The sequence below is a fragment of the Streptomyces sp. NPDC017993 genome (assembly GCF_044328065.1).
Taxonomy (GTDB): domain Bacteria; phylum Actinomycetota; class Actinomycetes; order Streptomycetales; family Streptomycetaceae; genus Streptomyces.
In genome coordinates this window covers 58104-81144 of sequence record NZ_JBIRGO010000020.1, presented here as the reverse complement: position 1 = coordinate 81144, position 23041 = coordinate 58104, and the positions used below count along the sequence as shown (strand labels likewise).

The following is a 23041-nucleotide window of genomic DNA, read 5'->3' as shown; positions in this document are numbered from 1 at the left end:
TAGTAAGGTTGCGGACCATGGAATTTCGCCTGGTAGGCCGCTCGACCGCAGCGCATGCGCTGGTCACCTGGCTCGCCTCCGAGGCGCCCGACGACCATGTGCGGATCGTCACGGGCGCCCCCGGCTGCGGGAAGAGCTGGCTCTTGGCATGGCTGGCGATGGCGGCCGACACGGACGCGCGCGCGTTCGTCGACCAGTCCGTCGCGCCTCCCCCGCCGCCCGACGCCTTCGACCTCGTGCTGGACGCGCGGGGGCGTACGCAGCGGGAGATCGCGGCGGAGGTCGAGCGGTCCCTGCTGCCGGGAAATGAGCCCACCGGCCCCTTCCCCGAGGGAACTTGGTTTCCCGCGCCGCTGCTCTACCGGGCGGCGAAGCGACGCGGCACCCCCTTCACCGTCGCGCTGCTGGACACGGCGCGGGCCGGCCGGACGGCGCTGAGCCGGGTACCGGAGCGGCTGACCGAGGACGTCCTGCTGCCACTGGTGCGGCAGGGCGACGTGACCCGCAAGCGCGTGGGGGACGGCGCCGAGCCTCTCCGGCTGCTCCTCGACCTGCCCCGCGAGGAGGCCGAACAGCTGGTGCGCCGGGCCAAGTTGCCCGCCCATGCGCTCATAGATCTGGACAGCCCCGCCTTCGCACCGGACCGTGCCGCGTTCCAGCATTGGGTCACCGGCCTCCTGCGGGTCAACGGCTCCGCGTACAGCGAGGCCGACCCCGCGGCCGCCGAGGCCGTCGCGGAAGCCGTCACCCGCAGTTCCTGGCCCAACTTCCTGCTGGCCGAGACGATTTCCCTGGACCTGCGGGCCAGGGAAGAGGTGTGGGCACCGGACACGTCGGAGACACTGCCGACGACACTCGAAGCGGCCTGGCGCTTCTTCCTCAACTCCTTCGAGGAGGCCGCCGACGACGTGGGCACCGCGCTCACCCCGGTGGCGCTGGCCGAGGCGGAGCCGGGCATGCCGGTATCGCTAGCGGCCCGTGCCGTGTCGGCGCTCAGCGGACAACGGACGTCCGAGGCGGCGCTCGACCGCGTGGTCCAGGCAGCGGCCGCCTTCGTCACGGAGGAGGTCGTCACCGACGGTCCCCCCGGGGAGGAGGCGGGCGCGGAGGACTCCGGCAGCCCGGCGACCCCCGGTGCACAGGGTGCCGTGAGCGCGCCCGTCCGGCACCTGCGGCTGCGCGACCCCGCCCTCGCCGCCGCCGTCCGTCGCTCGTACGGCCAGGCCCTGCCCGGCTTGCAGCGCACGATCGCGACAGCGCTGGCCCCGGACGAGGTGCTCACCGACGCCGAACGCGCCGCCGCGGGCGGGCAGTCGCTCTCGCCGGAGGCCGAGTACGCGCTCGGCCCCGGGCTGGCCCACGCCGCCTCGGGGGGCGTCCTCGACGAGTGGATCGCCGACCCGGCCGTGGCGTTCCTGCTGGACCTGCCGTCCTTCGAGGACGCGGACAGCCACGCCGACCGGTCGCTCAGGCCGGAGCTGCGCGCGCGCCGTCGGGCCCTCGTACAGGCGCACCGGCTCTACGTCGGACCGCGCACCGGCCATGTCTCGGAGCACGCCGCGCGCCTGGGCCTGACCGCCGCGGTCTGCGGCGACACCGCTCTGCTGGACTGGCAGCAGCGGCTAGGCGTGCCCCGGGTCTGGCGCACCCACTGGGCGCACTGGCGGCCGCTGGGAGCCTTCGACCCGGCGGACTTCGACAGCGAATGGCCCGGCCCGGTGGAACTGCACGGCTGGCGCAGCGTGGAGGGGGCCGAGCAGTTCTGCACCCGCGGCGAGCTGAGCGGGCTCTACCAGTGGTGGGTGCTCGCTGACGGCTCTCCCGTCGGCGACGCGTCGACGGAGCCTCCGGAGGCCTCGGAGGAGCCCGCGAAGGACGCGTCGGCCCGGAGCGGGCCGGTGGAAATCGTGCTGGACGACATCGACGGCTGGGTCGGGGTGCGCCCGGTCGGTGACGAGTCCCTCGACACCACCGCGCTGGTCTGCCCCGAGGAGCATGCCGGGGAGGTGCATCCGCTGTCCGGCGAGCGCGCGTTGCTGCTCGGGCGCAGCGGGATGATGCTCATCGATGTGGCGCAGGGCCGCGGGGGGCAGCGGGCACTCCCGCAGCGACCGCGCCGGCGCTCCTCGTGGGTGCTCGTGGACGACGCCCTGTGGGGCGGCTCCGCGCTGGCTCCGGAGCATCTGGAGTCGCTGTTCGCCGTGGTCGGCAGGCCGGTGCGCGCCGATCCCGCGCGCCTCGGCCCGCTGGCGTCGCTGCCCGACACCGCGCGCCTGCTCACCGATGTCGGCCTGCCGGCGTCCGAGTTCTGGTTCGAGGGCGTGGAACGCTTCGTGCCGACGCTGCCGCTGCTGGGCGGCGGCGAGGACGCCCCCGGCGAGGCGTCCCCCGGGCAGGCCCCCTGGCCCGGCGCCTCCGTCATCGGCTTCGTGGGCGACGAGGGGATGCAGCTGTGCGTGGAGCACGGTGGGGGGCGCGTTCTGCTGGCCGAGGCGGGCGAGTTCGTGTGCCTGGTCAACAGTTCGCTGGATGCCTTTCTGCGCTGCTGGACGGTCGCGCTGAAGGCGGTCCTCACCTCGAAGGCGCGTGACGATCACGAAGCGGAGGAGTTCCGGGAGCACATCCTGGGGCAGCTCGGCCGGATCGACCCCGCGTGCACACGCCGTGCGGGGAAGGGCGCACTGGCCACCCTGTGGCCTCGGCTCGTCAGTGACAGCACCTACATTCTCGATTGACGCGCAGAAGCGGCCGCGGTCCGACGCGGGCTGCCGACGACGGGTAAGAGGACTCTCCAGATGAGCAGCGATGACAGTTACGACGGGGTGCCGCTGGGCACCGGCATCGGCTACACCGCGGTGTGCCGCTTCCGCGACCGTGACGGGTCGGAGGCGACCCAGCTGGCCCGCAGCGGCCCCGGACGCCCGCACCCCGAGTGGCAGTTGGTGGACCACCTCGCGCAGCGGGGCATCGCCCCCGAGGACGTCCTGGAGCTGTACAGCGAGTTGCAGCCCTGCGCCCTCCCCGGGGGGAACTGCGCCGCGCTGATCGTCCGTTCTTGGCCGCGGGTCAAGGTCAGTCACACGGTGGAGTACGGGACGGACGCCCGTTCCCGGGACAAGGGCCAGGAGGCGCTCCACCAGCACGCCGCCGACCTGGCGCGGCGCGAGGGCAGGCCCCTCGCGGCCCGCCCGGGGCGGCTGCCGCTCCCGCCGAGGCCGGAGGCCGCGGCGCCGCCCGCCCCTTCGGTGTCCGAGGTCGCCGCCGAGGTGCTCGCCGCGTTCGGCGAGGGGGCGCTCACCCGCCGCGACGCCGAGGAACTCCAGGACGGCCCGCTGCCGCCGGACGCGCTCGGCGTGCTCACCCAGGCCGGGCTGCCGGCCCGCTTCGCGCCCTTCTTCCGGCTGCCGGCGGAGGAGCCGGCAGCGGTGGAGCTGCCACGCCTCGCGGAGCTGCGCGGCGAGCCCCTCAAGCCGCACCTCAAGGAGTCGTACGACGAGTACGGCTACGTCCGGATCGGTGACGACTGCGGGCGGGAGATCTGCGTCGAGCCGGGGACCGGCAAGGTCTGGGCGGTGGAACTGCGGTCGGGCTGGGCGTCGTTCGTCAATTCCGACCTCGGCTCCTTCGCCCGTTCCCTGGCCCTGCTGCAGAGCCGCTGGGAGGGGCGCAGGCAGCTGAGTCCGATCGGCGCCGCGCAGGACACCGCCCGCTTCCAGCGGGAGCTGGCCTCTCTCGACCCGCAGAGCCTCGGCGGGCCCAACCGCTGGTGGTCCATGGTCGTGGAGCAGATGTGGGACGGGCTGCTGTGACGGCCCCGGGCGGGCCCGCGTCCCGGCGCGGGCACTGACAGCGGCGGGCCGTCGAAGCACGGCCCGCCGGACTCACTCACCCGAAAAGCACTCGCCGGGCGCCGCACACGGCGGGGCCCGGCGAGTGGCGTCGCATCGTGCGCGCCGGGGTCAGCCCCGCGCCGCCGCGATCTGCCGCGACATGATCGTGGTCAGCTCGTAGGCGGTGTGCGAGGCGGCCACCGACGTCATCTCCGCGTGGTCGTAGGCCGGGGCGACCTCGACCAGGTCGGCGGAGACGAGGTGGCAGGACGCCAGGCCCCGCAGGATCTCCAGCAGTTCGCGGGAGGTGAGGCCGCCGGCCTCGGGCGTTCCGGTACCGGGGGCGTGCGCCGGGTCCAGGACGTCGATGTCGATGGAGATGTAGAGCGGGCGGTCGCCGATGCGCTGGCGGAGCTGGTCGGCCACCTCGTCGACGCCGCGGCGCATGACGTCCGCCGAGGTGACGATGCCGAAGCCCATCTTCTCGTCCTCGTCGAGGTCCTTCTTGCCGTACAGCGGGCCGCGGGTACCGACGTGGGAGAGCGCGGAGGTGTCGAGGATGCCCTCCTCGACGGCGCGGCGGAACGGCGTGCCGTGGGTGTACTCGGCGCCGAAGTACGTGTCCCAGGTGTCCAGGTGGGCGTCGAAGTGGAGCAGGGCGACCGGGCCGTGCTTCTTGGCGACGGAACGCAGCAGCGGGAGGGCGATGGTGTGGTCGCCGCCCAGGGTCATCAGCCGGGCTCCGGTGCCCAGGAGGTCGTCGGCGGCGGCCTCGACGGTCTCCACCGCCTCGTTGATGTTGAAGGGGTTGGCCGCGATGTCACCGGCGTCCGCGACCTGGGCGAGGGCGAACGGGGACGCGTCCTGGGCCGGGTTGTACGGGCGCAGCAGACGGGACGCCTCCCGGATGGCGTTGCCGCCGAAGCGCGCGCCGGGCCGGTAGGAGACCCCCGAGTCGAAGGGGACACCGACGACGGCCACATCGGCCCGGGAGACCTCGTCGAGGCGGGGCAGCCGGGCGAAGGTCGCCGGACCGGCATAGCGCGGGATGCGGGAGGAGTCGACGGGGCCGACGGGCCCACTGGATGCGGTGGTCATGAGGCTGACATTAGGGAGGCCCGCGAGATCCGCACATGGACATTTCCGGGGACGGGGCGAGAGGCGTTCGACGTTTTGGCCAATCGGACGCCCACCGCCCGGCCTGCCGCCCGCCCTGCCGTCGCCGCCGGCCGCGGGCGCCGACCCCAGTCCCGCAGTCTCGCTGTCCAGCTGTCCCGCTGTCCCGCTGTCCCGCTGTCCCGCTGTCCCGCTGTCCCGCTGTCCCGCTGTCCCGCTGTCCCGCTGTCCCGCTGTCCCGCTGTCCGCGCTGCGGAACTCCGCCGCCCCGGGAGATCGGTACGGGCACAATGGCGCTATGCCGATAGCCTCTGCCGCCGCAGCCCCCACCCGCGCCGAACTCGTCGACCATCTCGTCCGGACCCGGATCGCCGGTGACGTCGCCACCCCCCGCGAGAACAACCTCTCCCACTACCGCAAGCTCGCCAACGGTGACCGCCACTACTGGCTCGGGCTGGAGCTGGGCGACCGGTGGAGCGACGAGCAGGACGTGCTCGCGGTGATGGCCGAGCGCTGCGGCGTGAACGACGACCCGCACCACCGGCAGGGGCAGGACACCATCGACCCCGAGCTGACGGTGGACGCGCTGGACCGCGCCGCCGCGGTGCTGCGCAAGGCGGCGGCCGACCGGCAGCGGGTGCTCTTCGCGACCGGCCACCCGGGCGGGCTGCTGGATGTGCACCGTGCGACGGCCGAGGCGCTGCGCGCGAAGGGCTGCGACATCGTCGTCATCCCGGAGGGGTTGCAGGCGGACGACGGCATGGTCTTCCAGTTCGCCGATGTGGCGATGTTGGAGCGCGGTGCCACGCTGTGGCACACCCACTCCCCCGCGCCGATGGCCGCGATCCTGGACGGCCTGGAGCGTGCGGGGCAGCCGCTGCCCGATCTGGTGATGGCCGACCACGGCTGGGCGGGCTGCGCCGGCCAGCGCGGCATCGAAGCGGTGGGCTTCGCGGACTCCAACGACCCGGCGCTGTTCCTGGGCGAGGCCGAGGGCACCCTCCAGGTGACGATCCCGCTGGACGACCACGTGCTGAGCCCGCGCCACTACGACCCGCTGACCGCCTACCTGCTGAACGCCGCCGGTCTGCGCTGACCACCAGCGGCCCCACCACGGCCGCGGCTACGGGCGGGGTACCCGGATCACGCCTTCCTGGATCACCGAGACGGCCAACTCCCCGTCGGCGGTGAAGATACGGCCCTTGCCGAGTCCCCGGCCGCCCTGGGCGGTGGGGGACTCCTGGTCGTACAGCAGCCAGTCGTCGGCGCGCAGCGGCCGGTGGAACCACATCGCGTGGTCCAGGCTCGCGCCGACCACATCGCCGACCGCCCAGCCGCCCCGGCCGTGCGCGAGCAGCACCGAGTCCAGCAGGGTCATGTCGGAGACGTAGGTGACCAGGCAGATGTCCAGCAGGGGCCGGGTGAGGGCGTCCTCGCCGTCGGCGCCGGCTTCCCTGACGGCCGCGTCGAGCGCGCCGTTGGTACGGAACCAGACCTGCGAGCGCGGCTCGCGAGCCTCGCCGACGCTGCCGAACGGCGGCTCGTCGACATACCGCAGGTCGACCGCGGCACGCGCCTCCAGCAGCCGCTCGACGACGCCCGGCTCGACGAACCTGTCGGCGTGGCGGGGCAGCATCTCGGCGGCGGTGGGCAGCGTCAGCGGGTCGGGCGCCTTGGGCATCGGCTCCTGGTGCTCCAGCCCCTCCTCGTGGATCTGGAACGACGCGGAGAGGTGGAAGATCGGCTGCCCGTGCTGGACGGCGACCACCCTGCGGGTGGTGAAGGAGCGTCCGTCACGGATCCGGTCGACCGTGTAGACGATCGGGGCGCCGGGGTCGCCCGGCCGCAGGAAGTACGCGTGCAGGGAGTGCGGCGGGCGGTCGGCAGGGACCGTCCGCCCGGCCGCCACCAGCGCCTGGGCGGCGACCTGCCCGCCGAAGACCCGCGGCACGACCGCGGCGCGGCTCAGGCCGCGGAAGATGTCCTGCTCGATCCGCTCCAGGTCGAGCAGGTCGAGCAGGGACCGCAGGGCTTCGTTCACGTGCGTGCGCTTTCGCTCAGGGCTCGGTGATACGGGCGCTACCGGCTCACAGGCCCATGTTCTTGGCGATGATCGTCTTCATGACCTCGCTGGTGCCGCCGTAGATGCGGTTGACGCGGTTGTCGGCGTACAGGCGGGCGATCGGGTACTCGTTCATGTAGCCGTAACCGCCGTGCAGCTGGAGGCACTTGTCGATGACGCGGTGGGCGACCTCGGTGGTGAAGAGCTTGGCGGAGGCGGCCTCGGCCGCGGTCAGCTCGCCCGCGTCGAGGGCTTCCAGGGCGCGGTCGGCGACGGCCTCGGCGGCGTCCACCTCGGCCTGGCAGGCGGCCAGCTCGAACTTGGTGTTCTGGAAGGCGGCGACGGGCTTGCCGAAGACGGTGCGCTCCTGCACGTACTCCTTGGCGAACCGGACGGCGGCCTTGGCCTGCGCGTAGGCGCCGAAGGCGATGCCCCAGCGCTCGGAAGCGAGGTTGTGGCCCAGGTAGCCGAAGCCCTTGTTCTCCTCGCCGAGCAGGTCCTCCGCCGCGACCTTGACGTCGACGAAGGCCAGTTCGGCGGTGTCGGAGACCTTCAGGCCGAGCTTGTCCAGCTTGCGGCCGACGGAGTAGCCCGGGGCCTTGGTGTCCACGGCGAAGAGGGAGATGCCGAACCGGCGGTCGTCCTCGCGGGGGGCGGCGGTGCGGGCGCAGACGATGACGCGGTCGGCGTGCACGCCGCCGGTGATGAAGGTCTTGGCGCCGTTGAGGACGTAGTGCGTACCGTCGTCCGACAGCTTCGCGGTGGTCTTCATGCCCGCGACGTCGGAGCCGGTGCCCGGCTCGGTCATCGCCAGCGCCCACATCTCCTCGCCGCTGACGAACTTCGGCAGGAAGCGCTTCTTCTGCTCGTCGGTGGCGAGCATCTCGATGTACGGCAGACCGAGCAGCACGTGCACGCCGGAACCGCCGAAGGTCACGCCCGCGCGGGCGGTCTCCTCGTACATCACGGCCTCGAACTTGTGCGATTCGATACCGGCGCCGCCGTACTCCTCGGGGACCCGGATACCGAAGACGCCCAGCTCACCGAGCTTGTCGTAGAAGTCGCGGGGCGCCTGCCCGGCGGCGTACCACTCGTCGTAGACGGGGACGACCTCGGCCTCTATGAAGGCGCGGATGGTGTCGCGGAACGCCTCGTGATCCTCGTTGAACACCGTACGACGCATGCCCATGGCCTCCTTGACCGCCGCAAATGGCTAAGCGCTTGCTCAGCTCTCTCGTCAGCGAAAGCTACCGGCCGGTCACCAGGACTGTCCAGAGGTATCGCCCGGTCCGCGGTGCGGCATGCGACACGTCTCCACCGGGAACCCGCCGCACCGGCCCGAAGGGCTCCGGGCGGCCGGCGGCCCCCTCTCCGCCGCCTACGCCCCCGCCGCTACGACCGCCACGGGGTCCGCGGCCACCGCGCCGAACGCCCCCAGCGCCAGCCGGTGCAGCAGTTCCGCCATTTCGGTACGGCCCGGCAGCGCGCCCGGCCTGCCCAGGTGCGGGGTGGAGTTCAGCAGGCCGAAGACGGCGTGCACGGAAGCGCGCGCCTGCGCCTCGGACGAGCCGGGGTGCACCCGGCGCACGACCTCCACCCACAGCTCCACGTACTGCCGCTGCAGCTGCCGTACCCGCTTGCGGTCGGCCTCCCGCAGCCGGTCCAGCTCACGGTCGTGGACGGTGATCAGCGGGCGGTCGTCCAGCGCGAAGTCGATATGGCCGTCGATCAGCGCGTCCAGCACCGCCTCGGGGCTCTCGCCGCCCTCCGCGACCCGCATCCGCCCGCCGTCCAGCAGCCGCTCGCTGATCCCGACCAGGAGTTCGGCGAGCATCGCGTCCTTGCCGGCGAAGTGGCGGTAGAGGCCGGGGCCCGAGATGCCCACGGCCGCCCCTATCTCGTCCACCCCGACGCCGTGGAAGCCGCGCTCCGCGAAGAGCCGGGCCGCCTCTTTGAGGATCTGCTCGCGGCGGCTGGTCGCGGCGGGCGCATGCGCATTGTTCATGCCGTCAATTGTAGACAGCCGGGTTAGTGCTCGTTAACCTGAAGGAAATGAGGTTAACGCCCATTAACAACGTGCCGTCGCCCCGCACACCGTGGCGGCCACGGCAGGTGACCGAGCAAGGGGGCTCGTACTGATGGAGCAGGCACCGGTGCTGGGGAGTGCCGCCGATCCGGCGTCCGACTCCTGGCGGGCCAACGAGGCCGCGCACCGCGAGCTGACCGCCCGGCTGCGCGAGAAGCTCGCTGCGGCCCGGCTGGGCGGCGGCGAGAAGGCCAGGGCGCGGCACACCGCGCGCGGCAAGCTGCTGCCGCGGGAGCGGGTGGACGCCCTCCTGGACCCCGGGTCGCCGCTGCTGGAGCTGGCGCCGCTGGCCGCCGACGGGATGTACGGCGGGGGCGCGCCCGCCGCCGGGGTGATCGCCGGGATCGGCCGGGTCTCCGGCCGCGAGACGGTGATCGTCGCCAACGACGCCACGGTCAAGGGCGGCACCTACTACCCGATGACCGTCAAGAAGCATCTGCGGGCGCAGGAGATCGCCCTGGAGAACCACCTGCCGTGCCTGTATCTGGTGGACTCCGGCGGGGCCTTCCTCCCGATGCAGGACGAGGTCTTCCCCGACCGCGATCACTTCGGCCGGATCTTCTACAACCAGGCGCGGCTGTCCGGCGCGGGCATCCCGCAGATCGCGGCCGTGCTCGGGTCCTGCACCGCCGGCGGTGCCTACGTCCCGGCGATGAGCGACGAGGCCGTCATCGTGCGCGACCAGGGCACGATCTTCCTGGGCGGCCCGCCGCTGGTGAAGGCCGCCACCGGCGAGGTCGTCACCGCCGAGGAGCTGGGCGGCGGTGAGGTGCACGCCAAGACCTCCGGCGTCACCGACCACCTCGCCGAGGACGACGCGCACGCCCTGCGCATCGTGCGCACCATCGTCTCCACCCTCGGCGACCGCGGCCCGCTGCCGTGGTCGGTGCGGCCCGTCGAGGAGCCGAAGGTCGATCCGGCCGGCCTCTACGGCGCGGTGCCCGCCGACTCCCGTACCCCCTACGACGTCCGCGAGGTCATCGCCCGGCTCGTCGACGGCTCCCGCTTCGCGGAGTTCAAGGCCGAGTACGGCACGACCCTGGTCACCGGCTTCGCGCATCTGCACGGCCACCCGGTCGGCATCGTCGCCAACAACGGCATCCTGTTCTCCGAATCCGCCCAGAAGGGCGCCCACTTCATCGAGCTGTGCGATCAGCGCGGCATCCCGCTGCTGTTCCTCCAGAACATCTCCGGCTTCATGGTCGGCCGCTCCTACGAGGCGGGCGGCATCGCCAAGCACGGCGCGAAGATGGTGACCGCGGTCGCCTGCACCCGCGTGCCCAAGCTGACGGTCGTCATCGGCGGCTCCTACGGCGCGGGCAACTACTCCATGTGCGGCCGGGCCTACTCCCCCCGCTTCCTGTGGATGTGGCCGAACGCCAAGATCTCGGTGATGGGCGGCGAGCAGGCCGCCTCCGTCCTCGCCACCGTCAAGCGCGACCAGTTGGAGGCGCGCGGCGAGGAGTGGAGCGCGGCGGACGAGGACGCCTTCAAGGACCCGATCCGCGAGCAGTACGACACCCAGGGCAACGCCTACTACGCGACCGCCCGGCTGTGGGACGACGGCGTGATCGATCCGCTGGAGACCCGGCAGGTGCTGGGACTGGCGCTCACCGCCTGCGCCAACGCGCCGGTCCCCGAACGGGACGGCGCGGCCACCGGCTACGGCGTCTTCCGGATGTGAGAGGGATGTCCAAAGGTATGTCCACGACGATGTTCGACACGGTCCTGGTCGCCAACCGCGGCGAGATCGCGGTCCGCGTCATCCGCACGCTGCGCGCCCTGGGCATCCGCTCGGTCGCGGTCTTCAGCGACGCCGACGCCGACGCCCGGCACGTGCGCGAGGCCGACACCGCGGTACGGCTCGGCCCCGCGCCGGCCTCCGAGAGCTATCTCTGCGTCGACCGGCTGCTGGCAGCCGCGGCGCGCAGCGGGGCGCAGGCGGTCCACCCCGGCTACGGCTTCCTCGCCGAGAACGCCGGCTTCGCGCGGGCCTGCGCGGACGCCGGGCTGGTCTTCATCGGCCCGTCCGCCGAGGCCATCGCTCTGATGGGCGACAAGATCCGCGCCAAGGAGACGGTGCGCACAGCCGGCGTACCGGTCGTGCCGGGCTCCTCCGGCAGCGGTCTCAGCGACGCCGAACTGGCCGCCGCGGCACGGGAGATCGGCATGCCCGTCCTGCTCAAGCCGTCCGCGGGCGGCGGCGGCAAGGGCATGCGGCTGGTCCGTGACGCCTCGATGCTCGCCGACGAGATCGCCGCGGCCCGCCGTGAGGCCCGCGGCTCCTTCGGCGACGACACCCTGCTCGTCGAGCGCTGGATCGACCGCCCCCGGCACATCGAGATCCAGGTGCTCGCGGACGGCCACGGCAACGTCCTCCACCTCGGCGAGCGGGAGTGCTCGCTGCAGCGGCGTCACCAGAAGGTGATCGAGGAGGCTCCCTCGGTGCTGCTGGACGAGGCCACCCGCGCCGCGATGGGCGAGGCGGCCGTGCAGGCGGCCCGCTCCTGCGGCTACCGCGGCGCCGGCACGGTCGAGTTCATCGTCCCGGGCAAGGACCCGTCCGCGTACTGCTTCATGGAGATGAACACCCGCCTCCAGGTCGAGCACCCGGTGACCGAGCTCATCACCGGCCTCGACCTGGTGGAGTGGCAGCTGCGGGTCGCGGCGGGCGAGCGGCTGCCGTTCCGCCAGGAGGACATCACCTTCACCGGGCACGCCGTCGAGGCCCGGATCTGCGCCGAGGACCCGACACGCGACTTCCTGCCGACCGGCGGCACGGTCCTCGCGCTGCACGAGCCGCAGAGCGCGTGGGGATCCCCCCTGCCCGACGGGAGCCGCCGGCTCGGCAGTGTGCGCACCGACTCCGGCCTTTCGCGGGGCGCGGAGGTCGGCAGCCTCTACGACCCGATGCTCTCCAAGGTCATCGCCCACGGCCCGGACCGCGCGTCCGCGCTGCGCACCCTGCGCGCCGCGCTGGCCGAGACCCGCACGCTCGGCGTGACCACCAACGCCGGTTTCCTGCGCCGTCTGCTGGCCCATCCGGACGTGGTGTCCGGCGAGCTGGACACCGGACTGGTGGAGCGCGAGGCGGCAGGGCTGGTCGACGGCGAGGTGCCCGCCGAGGTGTACGCCGCGGCCGCCGCGGTGCGCCAGGCCGCCCTGGAACCGGCGACCGCCGACGGCGGCTGGCGCGACCCGTTCGCCGCCCCGACCGGCTTCCGGCTCGGTGGCGAGCCCGCCCCGACCCGGCACTGGCTCAAGGTCGCCGGACACGACCCGGTGGCGTACGACCTGCGGCCGGCCCCGCGCGGCGAGCGCACCTGGCAGGTCGAGCCGGACCTCGTCCGGGTGACCGTCGACGACGTGCTGCACACCTTCCACCGCAGCGGCGACTGGCTCGGCCGGGACGGCGACTCCTGGCACGTCCAGGACCACGACCCGGTGGCGGCGACGCTGCGCGGAGCCGCCGGAGCACACGGCGCGGACGCCCTCAGCGCCCCCATGCCGGGCACCGTCACCGTCGTGAAGGTGGCCGTCGGCGATGACGTCGTCGCAGGTCAGGGCCTGCTGGTGGTGGAGGCGATGAAGATGGAGCACGTCATCACCGCGCCGCACGCCGGGACCGTCACCGAGCTGGACGTCACCGCGGGCACGACGGTGGCCATGGACCAGATCCTGGCCGTCGTCGCTCCGCACGAGAGTGATCAGGACGTCCCGCGGACCTCCCCCGACGGTGAGCAGGAGAGCGCATCATGACCGCGGCAGGACTGCCGATGGAGGTCCCCGCCGAGGGGCTGCCCGGCCGCGTCCGTATCCATGAGGTCGGCGCCCGCGACGGCCTGCAGAACGAGGCGTCGGTCGTCCCCACCGAGATCAAGGCCGAGTTCATCCACCGGCTCGCCGACGCGGGGCTGCCGACGGTCGAGGCCACCAGCTTCGTGCACCCCAAATGGGTGCCCCAACTCGCCGACGCCGAGGGCCTGTTCCCGCTGCTCGGGGACATCGACGCGCACCGGCTGCCGGTCCTGGTGCCCAACGAGCGCGGCCTGGACCGCGCGCTCGCCCTGGGCGCCCGCCGGATCGCGGTGTTCGCCAGCGCCACCGAGTCGTTCGCCAAGGCCAACCTCAACCGCACGGTCGACGAGGCGCTGGCGATGTTCGCGCCCGTCGTGGAGCGGGCGAAGGACGCCGGGCTGCACGTACGCGGCTACCTCTCGATGTGCTTCGGCGATCCCTGGGAGGGCCCGGTGCCCGTCGCGCAGGTGGTCAGGGTCTGCCGCGCGCTGACCGACCTCGGCTGCGACGAACTGAGCCTGGGCGACACCATCGGCGTCGCCACCCCCGGCCACGTCCACAAGCTCCTCACCTGCCTCAACGAGGCCGGCATGGCCACCTCCCGGCTGGGCGTCCACTTCCACGACACCTACGGGCAGGCCCTCGCCAACACCCTCGCCGCGCTCCGGCACGGCGTCACCACCGTCGACGCCTCGGCGGGCGGCCTCGGCGGCTGCCCGTACGCCAAGAGCGCCACCGGCAATCTCGCCACCGAAGACCTCGTGTGGATGCTGCACGGCCTCGGCATCGAGACCGGTGTCGACCTGGAGCGGCTGACCGCCACCTCCGTGTGGATGGCCGAAACCCTGGGCCGCCCGAGCCCCTCCCGCACCGTCCGCGCCCTCTCCCACAAGGAGTGACCCCCATGTCCCTGGACCACCGCCTCCCCTCCGAGCTGGAAGAACTCCGGCGTACGGTCGAGGCGTTCGCGCACGACGTGGTCGCCCCGAAGATCGGCGACTTCTACGAGCGCCACGAATTCCCGTACGAGATCGTCCGCGAGATGGGCCGGATGGGCCTGTTCGGCCTGCCGTTCTCCGAGGAGTACGGCGGCATGGGCGGCGACTACCTCGCGCTCGGCATCGCCCTTGAGGAACTGGCCCGCGTCGACTCCTCGGTGGCCATCACCCTGGAGGCCGGTGTCTCGCTGGGTGCCATGCCGATCTACCACTTCGGCACGGCGGAGCAGAAGCGCGAGTGGCTGCCGCGGCTGTGCGGCGGCGAGATGCTCGGCGCGTTCGGCCTGACCGAGCCCGACGGCGGCTCGGACGCCGGCGGCACCCGCACCACCGCGGTGCGCGAGGGCGACGAGTGGGTGATCAACGGCACCAAGTGCTTCATCACCAACTCCGGTACGGACATCACCGGCCTGGTCACCGTCACCGCCGTCACCGGCCGCAAGGAGGACGGCCGCCCGCAGATCTCGGCGATCATCGTGCCGGCCGGCACCCCCGGCTTCACCGTCGGCGCCCCGTACTCCAAGGTCGGCTGGAACGCCTCCGACACCCGCGAGCTGTCCTTCTCCGACGTCCGCGTACCGGCCGCCAACCTCCTGGGCGAGGAGGGCCGCGGATACGCGCAGTTCCTGCGCATCCTCGACGAGGGCCGGATCGCCATCGCGGCGCTGGCCACCGGTCTCGCACAGGGCTGCGTCGACGAGTCGGTGAAGTACGCCGGGGAGCGGCACGCCTTCGGCAGGCCGATCGGCAGCAACCAGGCGATCCAGTTCAAGCTCGCCGACATGGAGATGCGCGCCCACACCTCCCGGCTGGCCTGGCGGGACGCCGCGTCCCGCCTGGTGCACGGCGAGCCCTTCAAGAAGGAGGCCGCCATCGCCAAGCTGTACTCCTCGGAGATCGCCGTCACCAACGCCCGTGAGGCCACCCAGATCCACGGCGGCTACGGCTTCATGAACGAGTACCCGGTCGCCCGCATGTGGCGCGACTCCAAGATCCTGGAGATCGGCGAGGGCACGAGCGAGGTCCAGCGGATGCTGATCGCACGGGAGTTGGGGGTGTAGCGAGCGCTCCACGGCCGGCTCGGCGCTGCCGGGCCGGCCGGGCGGGCAAGCGGCCCCTTCGCGCTGCCGCGGCCCGCCCGGCGGCCCGGGGGCGGCCGCGGGCGGGGCGCCCGCCGACGCCCCGCGGGCTCAGCTCACTTCGCGGGCCACGGCACCTCCGGCGCCCGGTAGTACCCGATGCCCATCGCGTCCCAGCGGGGCCCCTGGGCGGCCAGCCGGACCTTGTACGTCTCCCAGTCGTGGGTCGAGGCCGGCGACCAGCCCAGCTCCGCGATGCCCGGCAGGCGGGGGAAGGCCATGTACTCGATGTGCGCGGACGTCGACAGCGTCTCGGACCACAGGGGCGCCTCGACGCCGAGGATCGACTCCGGCGGCGCGCCCTGGAGGTAGCTGCCGGGGTCCCAGTCGTAGGAGCGCCTGGTGTCGACGTAGCCGGCCCAGGACAGGCCCAGCGGCGTGTTCTTGTCGTACTTCATGTCGAGGTAGGCGCGGTCGGCGGGCGAGAGGATCAGCGGGGTGCCGTTCCTGGCGGCCGCGGCGACCTGTTCGCGCTCCGCCGCGCTGGTCGCGTCGTAGCCCCAGTACTGCGCGACGGCGCCCTTCGCCGGGTGCGCGCCGGTCAGCTGGTGCCAGCCGATCACCTTCTTGCCGTACTTGGCGACCACCGGCTGGACCTTGTCCATGAAGGCCACGTAGTCCTCATGGCTGGTGGAGTGGGCCTCGTCGCCACCGATGTGGATCGAGGGGCCGGGGGTCATCGCCGCCAGCTCCCGGATGACGTCGTCGACGAGGTCGTACGTCCGCGCCTTCGGCACGCACAGCGAGCTGAAGCCGACCTGGGTACCGGTGTAGAGGGGCGGCGCCACGCCGTTGCAGTTCAGCTCGGCGTAGGAGGCCAGCGCGGCGTTGGTGTGACCCGGCATGTCGATCTCGGGGACCACCGTCAGAAAGCGGTCGGTGGCGTAGTCGATGATCTCGCGGTAGTCGTCCTTGGTGTAGTAGCCGCCGGGACCGCCGCCCACCTGGGTGCTGCCGCCGTAGGTCGCCAGCTTCGGCCAGGACTTCATGGCGATCCGCCAGCCCTGGTCGTCGGAGAGATGCAGGTGCAGTTTGTTGATCTTGTACAGGGCCAGCTGGTCGATGTAGCGCTTGACCTGCTCGACGGTGAAGAAGTGCCGCGAGACGTCGAGCATCGCGCCGCGGTAGCCGTAGCGCGGCGAGTCCGCGATGGTGCCGCCCGCCACCTGCCAGGCCGCGTGCTGCGTGCGTCGCGTCTCCAGGCTCGCCGGGAGCAACTGCCGCAGGGTCTGCACGCCATGGAAGAGGCCCGCGGGGCGCGCGGCGCTGATGGTGACCCCATGGCCGCCGGAGGTCAGCCGGTAGCCCTCCTCGCCCAGCCCCTTGGCGCCCCGGCCGCCGAGCCGCAGGACGATGCCGTCCCGGCCGTCCTTGGCGGTCACCGGCAGCGCGAAGCCGGTCGCGGGCCGCAGCAGCCCGGCGAGATAGCCGGCGACCTGCCGCGCCTCTCCCGAGCCGCCGGGAACGCGGATCACGGTCCGGCCGCCGATCGTGTACGGATCGCCGCCGCTGTGCACCGAGGCGGGCGCGGGGATCACCTGCCCCAGCGGCGTGGCGGCCCGGTCGGCGGCGGGCTGGGGCGGTACGGCGGCGGTTCCCATTCCCGCCGCCGCGGCCAGCAGCAGCGAAAACAGGAGTCTGCGTCGTCTCATCGACGGTCCCTTCGGCGAGCATCGTGCATGGATGGCGTGGAGAGCACCTTCTGCATGGCATGGAGCGACCGAACGGTGACCATGCGTACCGTGAGCCTCGGATCTGGTCAAGGTTTAGACCACTTTCCGGCCGCCATCTCAGGGACCTGCCCGATATCGGGCAGATTTCTTGCGTTCCTGCGCCGGGCCCCGCAGTATCGACGAGTGCTCGATCGCCGCCCGTCCCATGAGGACCTCGTGGACCACCTGGTGCGCAGCACGCCGCTGCACCGCGGCGAAGCTGCCCGGGTGGTCCTGGACGTGCTCGCGTACTTCGACGAGACCACGGAGGACTTCGTCCGCCGCAGACACCGCGAGCTGCAGTCCCAGGGGCTGCGCAACGAGGTGATCTTCGAGCGGATCGCCGACGAGCTGCCGCACCGCGCGGTGGCCCCGCCGTCACTCTCGATACGCCAGCTACGCCGCCTCGTGTACGGCTGACACGCCGGACGCACGCGAACGCAGTCACCACGAACGCAGTCATGAACACTCGTCAACACGTTTCTCGGAGGGCCACTGTATGTGCGGGATCGTCGGATATATCGGCAAACGCGACGTTGCTCCCCTGCTCCTTGAGGGCCTGCAGCGCCTGGAGTACCGCGGCTACGACTCGGCCGGCATCGCCATCCACGCCAAGGCGGCCGGCAAGACCCCGGGCGGCCTGAAGACCGCCAAGGCCAAGGGCCGGGTCCGGGAGCTGGAGTCCCGGCTGCCGAAGCGGTTCGCGGGCAGCACCGGCATCGCGCACACCCGCTGGGCCACGCACGGCGCGCCCACCGACGAGAACGCCCACCCCCACCTCGACACCGAGGGCAAGGTGGCGGTGGTCCACAACGGCATCATCGACAACGCCTCCGAGCTGCGCGCCCGGCTGACGGCCGACGGAGTGGTCTTCGCCTCCGAGACCGACACCGAGGTGCTGGCCCACCTGATCGGCCGCTCCACCGCCCCGAAGCTGGAGGAGCGGGTCCGCGAGGCGCTGCGCCACATCGAGGGCACCTACGGCATCGCCGTGCTGCACGCCGACTTCACCGACCGCATCGTCGTCGCCCGCAACGGCTCCCCCGTCGTGCTGGGCATCGGCGAGCACGAGATGTTCGTCTCCTCGGACGTCGCCGCGCTGGTCTCGCACACCCGCCAGGTCGTCACCCTGGACGACGGCGAGATGGCCACCCTCAAGGCCGACGACTACCGCACCTACACCACCGAGGGCTCGCGGACCACGTCCGCTCCGGAGACCGTCGAGTACGCGGCCGAGTCGTACGACCTGGGCGGCCACGACACCTACATGCACAAGGAGATCTCCGAGCAGGCGGACGCGGTGGACCGCGCGCTGCGCGGGCGGATCGACGACCGGTTCTCCACCGTGCACCTGGGCGGCCTGAACCTCGACGCCCGCGAGGCGCGCGGCGTGCGCCGGGTGAAGATCCTGGGCTGCGGCACCTCGTACCACGCGGGCCAGATCGGCGCGCAGATGATCGAGGAGCTGGCCCGCATCCCCTCGGACGCGGAGCCGGCCTCCGAGTTCCGCTACCGCAACCCGGTCGTGGACCCCGACACGCTGTACGTGGCGGTCTCGCAGTCCGGTGAGACCTACGACGTGCTGGCGGCCGTCCAGGAACTCAAGCGCAAGGGTGCGCGGGTGCTCGGCCTGGTGAACGTGGTCGGCTCGGCGATCGCCCGGGAGACCGACGGCGGCATCTACGTGCACGCGGGGCCCGAGGTCTGCGTCGTCTCCACGAAGTGCTTCACCAACATGGTGGTCTCCTTCGCGCTGCTCGCCCTGCACCTCGGCCGGATCCGCGACCTGTCCGTCGCGGACGGCAAGCGGGTCATCGAAGGCCTGCGCAAGCTGCCCGCCCAGATCACCGAGATCCTGGAGGGCGAGGCGGACATCAAGAAGCTGGCGGAGCTGTACGCGGACGCCAAGTCGATGATGTTCATCGGCCGGGTGCGCGGCTACCCGGTGGCGCGCGAGGCCTCGCTGAAGCTCAAGGAGGTCTCCTACATCCACGCCGAGGCCTACCCGGCCTCGGAGCTCAAGCACGGCCCGCTGGCCCTCATCGAGCCCGCGATGCCGACGGTCGCGATCGTCCCGGACGACGACCTGCTGGAGAAGAACCGCGCCGCGCTGGAGGAGATCAAGGCCCGCAGCGGCCGCATCCTCGCCGTCGCGCACCAGGAGCAGGAGAAGGCCGACCACACCATCGTGGTGCCCAAGAACGAGCCGGAGCTGGACCCGATCCTGATGGGCATCCCGCTGCAACTGCTCGCCTACCACACGGCGTTGTCCCTCGGCCGGGACATCGACAAGCCGCGCAACCTGGCCAAGTCCGTCACCGTGGAGTAGATCCGGCAGGCCCGCAAGGGTCGGGAGCCGGCGGCTGCGCGCGAGCCACCGAACGCGCGCGGCAACCGGCTCCCTGTGCCGGCGTCGCCCGAACGCCGGCAGGATGCCGCCACCCCGGGAGCCGTCATCTCCCGGCCGGCAGCACGCCGTTGAACCGTGGCGCGGCCGCCGGCGGCCCGTACCGTGGCGCGCTCACGTGACCGTTTCCTACCCCTCACAAGCGCACAATCCACCTCTACGCATCAGTAGACACGGCGAACCCCGCGCGACGTGACGTGCACTCAGGCGGCTGCGGTGTGAGGGGGGTTGGCGGATTCGGCCGCTCAGGGAATGACGATCACCGGGCGCTGCGCGCGGCGCGCCAGGCGTCCGGCGACCGAACCGAAGATCCGGCCGACGATGCCGTGCGTGGAGCCGACCACGATCGCGTCGGCCTCGTACTCCTGGCCGACCTCCTCCAGCTCGTGGCAGATGTCCCCGCCGCGCTCGACGAGGATCCACGGGACCTCGGTGAGGTGATCGGCGCACGCGAGCTCCAGCCCGAGCACTTCCGTACGGTGATCCGGCACGTCCACGAAGACCGGGGGCTCACAGCCCGCCCAGACGGTCGTCGGCAGCCGATTGGCCACATGGACGATGATCAACCCGGAGCCGAGGCGCCGGGCCATACCGATTGCATACGCCAACGCGCGCTCGCTCGACATGGAGCCGTCGAAGCCGACCACGACGCCGTGCTGGAAGGCGGGGTCGCAGGAGTGGCGTGTCTCTTCCACCGCTTCCAGGCCCGCCAGAGGATCGGCGACCTGCTTGCGGTCCGCGGGTTCGGGGATTTCGTGACCGGCCATGGGTGTCTCGGCGAGGACATCCTCTTGCGGAGGGGCGAACGGGGAACGGCGATTGACTTGATCCGGCAGTTGACTGAGCTGGCTCGATGGCGGAGCGCGAGCCATAGTTCAATGAGGAACGATACGACTGGGAATCACCTTCCCAACCTGATACCCCAAGAGTACGGCGCCACCCCTCCGCTGCCCAGAGCCCACCGCGGACACAGTGGCCCGCCCACGGCGACCCCGGGCCTCGAACGTTCCCCGGAGCATGCCGGAGCGTGGCCCGGATGGCAATGCCCCGCCCTGCCCCCGTACGTACCCCTCGCGGTGACCCATGATCGCCGGAGACGTTGTAGTAGCTGCCTGTGTGAAGGGAGCACGACGTGCCCGTGCCGTCCGACAGATCACCCGACCCGGTGAGCGATGTGGTGCGCTGGGGGGCGTTCAGCTGCGCCCTGGTACCCCTCGTCCTCCTCGTGAGCGGCGCCTCCCTGGCCGGCGCGCTAGGTGCCGCCGCCGGCCTGGCGGCCGTGACCTGCGCCTGCCGCGCCCTGCTGCGGCAATCCGAACGGACCGCCGCGCGGGCCCTCACCGAGGACACCGGCCGACACCGGTACAGAAGGGCGGAAAGCGGGACGGCGGCGCATGGGGGCGGACGGCATTCCGGACGGCGTACGCCGGTCGATTAGGCCGCCCGCAAGTCTGCGCGCGACCGTTTTCAGCCAACTTCCGGCCGGGTCCCCTCCCTTGTCCCCACCACCCCACAACCCCGGTGTGAGCAGGGAGGAAAGGACCGCTGGGCATGGTTGTGCCCTACGGCGAGCGGGCAGAGCCGAGACGCGTACTTCCCATGCAGGCCCGACGAGTGGAACGCTTCGTGATCGAATGCTTCGCGCCAAGTTGCCATATCGACATACCAGCGGGTGGTGAACTTGGCACTCCATCCTCACGGGACACAGTAGATTCGATCTTGGTAGTGACGGCGGGGGAACTGTGCAGTACCGAGAGGGCGAGACGACCGAGGGGGGCTTAAGTGCCATGAGCCAGGACTCCGCTGCCGTACCAGATGCCGCACGCAAGCTCGCCGCCCGACGACGCCGCGAAATAGTCGCGGTGCTCCTCTTCAGTGGCGGCCCCATTTTCGAGAGCTCCATTCCGCTCTCGGTCTTCGGCATCGACCGCCAGGACGCAGGCGTTCCGCGGTACCGGCTGCTTGTGTGCGCCGGCGAAGACGCACCTTTGCGCACGACCGGGGGGCTCGAACTTTCGGCCCCCTACGGGCTGGAGGCGATCTCCCGTGCCGGGACGGTCGTCGTACCGGCCTGGCGCTCCATCACCCAGGCCCCGCCGCCCGCCGCGCTCGACGCGCTGCGCCGCGCGCATGAAGAAGGGGCCAGGATCGTCGGGTTGTGCACGGGGGCGTTCGTCCTCGCCGCAGCCGGACTCCTCGATGGCCGCCCCGCCACGACTCATTGGATGTACGCACCGACGCTCGCCAAGCGTTATCCGTCCGTCCATGTCGACCCCCGCGAGCTCTTCGTCGACGACGGCGACGTGCTCACCTCCGCGGGGACGGCGGCCGGCATCGATCTGTGTCTGCACATCGTGCGGACCGACCACGGCGCGGACGCCGCGAACGCGCTGGCACGCCGGCTCGTCGTACCGCCCCGCCGCACCGCGTCCGACCTCGGGCACCAGCGCTACCTCGATCGGTCATTACCGGAGGAGATCGGCGCCGACCCGCTTGCCGAGGTCGTCGCCTGGGCGCTGGAGCACCTCCACGAGCAGTTCGACGTGGAGACCCTGGCCGCCCGCGCCTACATGAGCCGGCGCACCTTCGACCGGCGGTTCCGTTCCCTGACCGGGAGCGCCCCCCTGCAGTGGCTGATCACCCAGCGGGTGTTGCAGGCCCAGCGACTGCTGGAGACCTCCGACTATTCGGTGGACGAGGTCGCGGGGCGCTGCGGATTCCGCTCGCCGGTCGCCCTGCGCGGCCATTTCCGGCGGCAGCTGGGCGCCTCGCCCGCGGCCTACCGCGCGGCGTACCGCGCGCGTCGACCGCAGGGTGGGCCCGATTCGCTGCGGCCGGAGCGCGGCGAGCGTACGGCGCCGGGATCCGGGGGCGCGGACCGGTTCTCCGCCGCCGCGGTGGCCGGCCACGGGCAGACGCCCGCCATGGCGGCCGCGGAAGCGGGCGAACAGGGCGAAGCGGGCAAGCCGCGTTCCGACGCCTTCGCCTCACGACTGCCGGAAGCACCCGTCGGGAGGGGCGCCGGACGCCCCGTGCTCCCCAGCCAGCGTGAGCGCCCCGTAGGGTGAGGCGTATGAACGATCGCATGGTGTGGATCGACTGCGAGATGACCGGACTCTCGCTGGCGAATGACGCGCTCATCGAGGTGGCCGCACTGGTCACCGACTCCGAGCTGAATGTGCTGGGCGACGGGGTGGATGTGGTGATCCGCCCCCCGGCCGAGTCGCTGACCACCATGCCGGAGGTGGTGCGCCAGATGCACACCGCCTCCGGGCTGCTGGAGGAGCTGGACGGCGGCACGACGCTGGAGGCCGCTCAGGCGCAGGTGCTCGCGTACATCAAGCAGCACGTGCCGGAGCAGGGGAAGGCCCCGCTGTGCGGGAACTCCGTCGGCACCGACCGCGGCTTCCTGCTGCGCGACATGCCGACCCTGGAGAGCTACCTCCACTACCGGATCGTCGATGTCTCGTCCGTGAAGGAGCTGGCCCGGCGCTGGTTCCCGCGGGCCTACTTCAACAGCCCGGACAAGAGCGGCAACCACCGGGCCCTGGCGGACATCCGCGAATCCATCGCGGAACTGCGCTACTACCGGGAGGCGGTCTTCGTGCCGCAGCCCGGTCCCGACTCGGACACCGCCAAGGCCATCGCCGCCAAGCACGTCCTGCCCACCGAGCCGCAGTCCGCGGCGGAGTGAAGCGGCCGGGGACCACTCCCCGGCGCACAGCAGGCCACGCCTTGTGGGCTTTCCCGTGGACCTCCGCCCGCCTTCCCGGCAGGGGGAGGTCCACGGGGCTTTCCGGGGTCCGGCAGGGCGAAGCGCCCGGCGGGCGGTCTGCGGACGCCTCGTGACGGACCCGCAGGCCCGGCCCCCGAACCGCGAGACACGCCCGTGT

General features: G+C 72.1%; 17 protein-coding genes. 11 read left to right on the top strand and 6 right to left on the bottom strand.

Going from position 1 to position 23041, the window contains the following annotated elements; translation table 11 throughout:
• The first annotated feature begins 17 nt into the window (after nucleotides 1-17).
• Both ACH4FH_RS30455 and ACH4FH_RS30450 read left to right on the top strand, forming a co-directional pair.
• A complete protein-coding gene (locus ACH4FH_RS30455; protein ID WP_398559163.1) occupies nucleotides 18-2735 on the top strand; it encodes an SUKH-4 family immunity protein in 2718 nt (905 codons plus the stop codon).
• A gap of 60 nt (nucleotides 2736-2795) precedes the next feature.
• The gene (locus ACH4FH_RS30450) at nucleotides 2796-3809 is read left to right on the top strand and encodes an SUKH-4 family immunity protein (RefSeq protein ID WP_398559162.1); all 1014 of its coding nucleotides are present in this window, start codon (nucleotides 2796-2798) and stop codon (nucleotides 3807-3809) included.
• A 150-nt stretch (nucleotides 3810-3959) separates the two neighbouring features.
• Here ACH4FH_RS30450 and speB read toward each other — a convergent pair whose 3' ends face one another.
• On the bottom strand, nucleotides 3960-4928 hold the full coding sequence (gene speB / locus ACH4FH_RS30445; protein ID WP_398559161.1) for an agmatinase: 969 nt from the start codon (nucleotides 4926-4928) through the stop codon (nucleotides 3960-3962).
• A 316-nt stretch (nucleotides 4929-5244) separates the two neighbouring features.
• Between speB and ACH4FH_RS30440 the strand changes: the two genes are divergently transcribed.
• Complete coding sequence (locus ACH4FH_RS30440) at nucleotides 5245-6042, top strand: phosphatase (RefSeq protein ID WP_398559160.1); 798 nt, start codon at nucleotides 5245-5247, stop codon at nucleotides 6040-6042.
• Between the two features lie 27 nt (nucleotides 6043-6069).
• On the opposite strand, the gene ACH4FH_RS30435 is transcribed toward ACH4FH_RS30440, so the two are convergent.
• The 3 genes from ACH4FH_RS30435 to ACH4FH_RS30425 form a co-directional block, all read right to left on the bottom strand.
• Entirely contained in the window at nucleotides 6070-6987 is a 918-nt protein-coding gene (locus ACH4FH_RS30435) for an acyl-CoA thioesterase (RefSeq protein ID WP_398559159.1), read from the bottom strand.
• Between the two features lie 46 nt (nucleotides 6988-7033).
• Nucleotides 7034-8191 carry an acyl-CoA dehydrogenase family protein gene (locus ACH4FH_RS30430; protein ID WP_398559158.1) on the bottom strand — a complete coding sequence of 386 codons (1158 nt, stop codon included), beginning with the start codon at nucleotides 8189-8191 and terminating at the stop codon, nucleotides 7034-7036.
• Nucleotides 8192-8386: 195 nt separating this feature from the next.
• Entirely contained in the window at nucleotides 8387-9013 is a 627-nt protein-coding gene (locus tag ACH4FH_RS30425; protein WP_398559157.1) for a TetR/AcrR family transcriptional regulator, read from the bottom strand.
• 133 nt (nucleotides 9014-9146) lie between these two features.
• Here ACH4FH_RS30425 and ACH4FH_RS30420 point away from each other — a divergent pair, with 133 nt between their 5' ends.
• From ACH4FH_RS30420 to ACH4FH_RS30405, 4 genes are read left to right on the top strand one after another with little or no spacing between them, the layout of a single operon-like run.
• Entirely contained in the window at nucleotides 9147-10778 is a 1632-nt protein-coding gene (locus ACH4FH_RS30420; protein ID WP_398559156.1) for a carboxyl transferase domain-containing protein, read from the top strand.
• A gap of 17 nt (nucleotides 10779-10795) precedes the next feature.
• The gene (locus ACH4FH_RS30415; RefSeq protein ID WP_398559155.1) at nucleotides 10796-12853 is read left to right on the top strand and encodes a biotin carboxylase N-terminal domain-containing protein; all 2058 of its coding nucleotides are present in this window, start codon (nucleotides 10796-10798) and stop codon (nucleotides 12851-12853) included.
• The gene (locus ACH4FH_RS30410; protein ID WP_398559154.1) at nucleotides 12850-13791 is read left to right on the top strand and encodes a hydroxymethylglutaryl-CoA lyase; all 942 of its coding nucleotides are present in this window, start codon (nucleotides 12850-12852) and stop codon (nucleotides 13789-13791) included. Before ACH4FH_RS30415 ends, ACH4FH_RS30410 begins: the two co-directional genes overlap by 4 nt.
• Nucleotides 13792-13796: 5 nt before the next feature.
• On the top strand, nucleotides 13797-14951 hold the full coding sequence (locus ACH4FH_RS30405) for an acyl-CoA dehydrogenase family protein (protein WP_398559153.1): 1155 nt from the start codon (nucleotides 13797-13799) through the stop codon (nucleotides 14949-14951).
• Nucleotides 14952-15085: 134 nt separating this feature from the next.
• Here the strand turns inward: ACH4FH_RS30405 and ACH4FH_RS30400 are convergent, their stop codons facing one another.
• Entirely contained in the window at nucleotides 15086-16681 is a 1596-nt protein-coding gene (locus ACH4FH_RS30400) for a beta-N-acetylhexosaminidase (protein ID WP_398559152.1), read from the bottom strand.
• A gap of 204 nt (nucleotides 16682-16885) precedes the next feature.
• On the opposite strand from ACH4FH_RS30400, the gene ACH4FH_RS30395 reads away from it, so the two are divergent.
• Both ACH4FH_RS30395 and glmS read left to right on the top strand, forming a co-directional pair.
• Nucleotides 16886-17161 carry a hypothetical protein gene (locus tag ACH4FH_RS30395; RefSeq protein WP_398559151.1) on the top strand — a complete coding sequence of 92 codons (276 nt, stop codon included), beginning with the start codon at nucleotides 16886-16888 and terminating at the stop codon, nucleotides 17159-17161.
• A 79-nt stretch (nucleotides 17162-17240) separates the two neighbouring features.
• Nucleotides 17241-19070, top strand: coding sequence for a glutamine--fructose-6-phosphate transaminase (isomerizing) (glmS, locus tag ACH4FH_RS30390; protein WP_398559150.1), 1830 nt, complete (start codon nucleotides 17241-17243; stop codon nucleotides 19068-19070).
• Between the two features lie 323 nt (nucleotides 19071-19393).
• Here the strand turns inward: glmS and ACH4FH_RS30385 are convergent, their stop codons facing one another.
• Nucleotides 19394-19915, bottom strand: coding sequence for a universal stress protein (locus ACH4FH_RS30385; RefSeq protein ID WP_398559149.1), 522 nt, complete (start codon nucleotides 19913-19915; stop codon nucleotides 19394-19396).
• A 1020-nt stretch (nucleotides 19916-20935) separates the two neighbouring features.
• Here ACH4FH_RS30385 and ACH4FH_RS30380 point away from each other — a divergent pair.
• Together ACH4FH_RS30380 and orn are read left to right on the top strand one after the other, a co-directional pair.
• Nucleotides 20936-22216, top strand: a complete 1281-nt coding sequence (locus ACH4FH_RS30380) for a GlxA family transcriptional regulator (protein ID WP_398559148.1) — start codon at nucleotides 20936-20938, stop codon at nucleotides 22214-22216.
• Nucleotides 22217-22221: 5 nt separating this feature from the next.
• A complete protein-coding gene (gene orn, locus ACH4FH_RS30375; protein WP_398559147.1) occupies nucleotides 22222-22842 on the top strand; it encodes an oligoribonuclease in 621 nt (206 codons plus the stop codon).
• Nucleotides 22843-23041 lie beyond the last annotated feature (199 nt).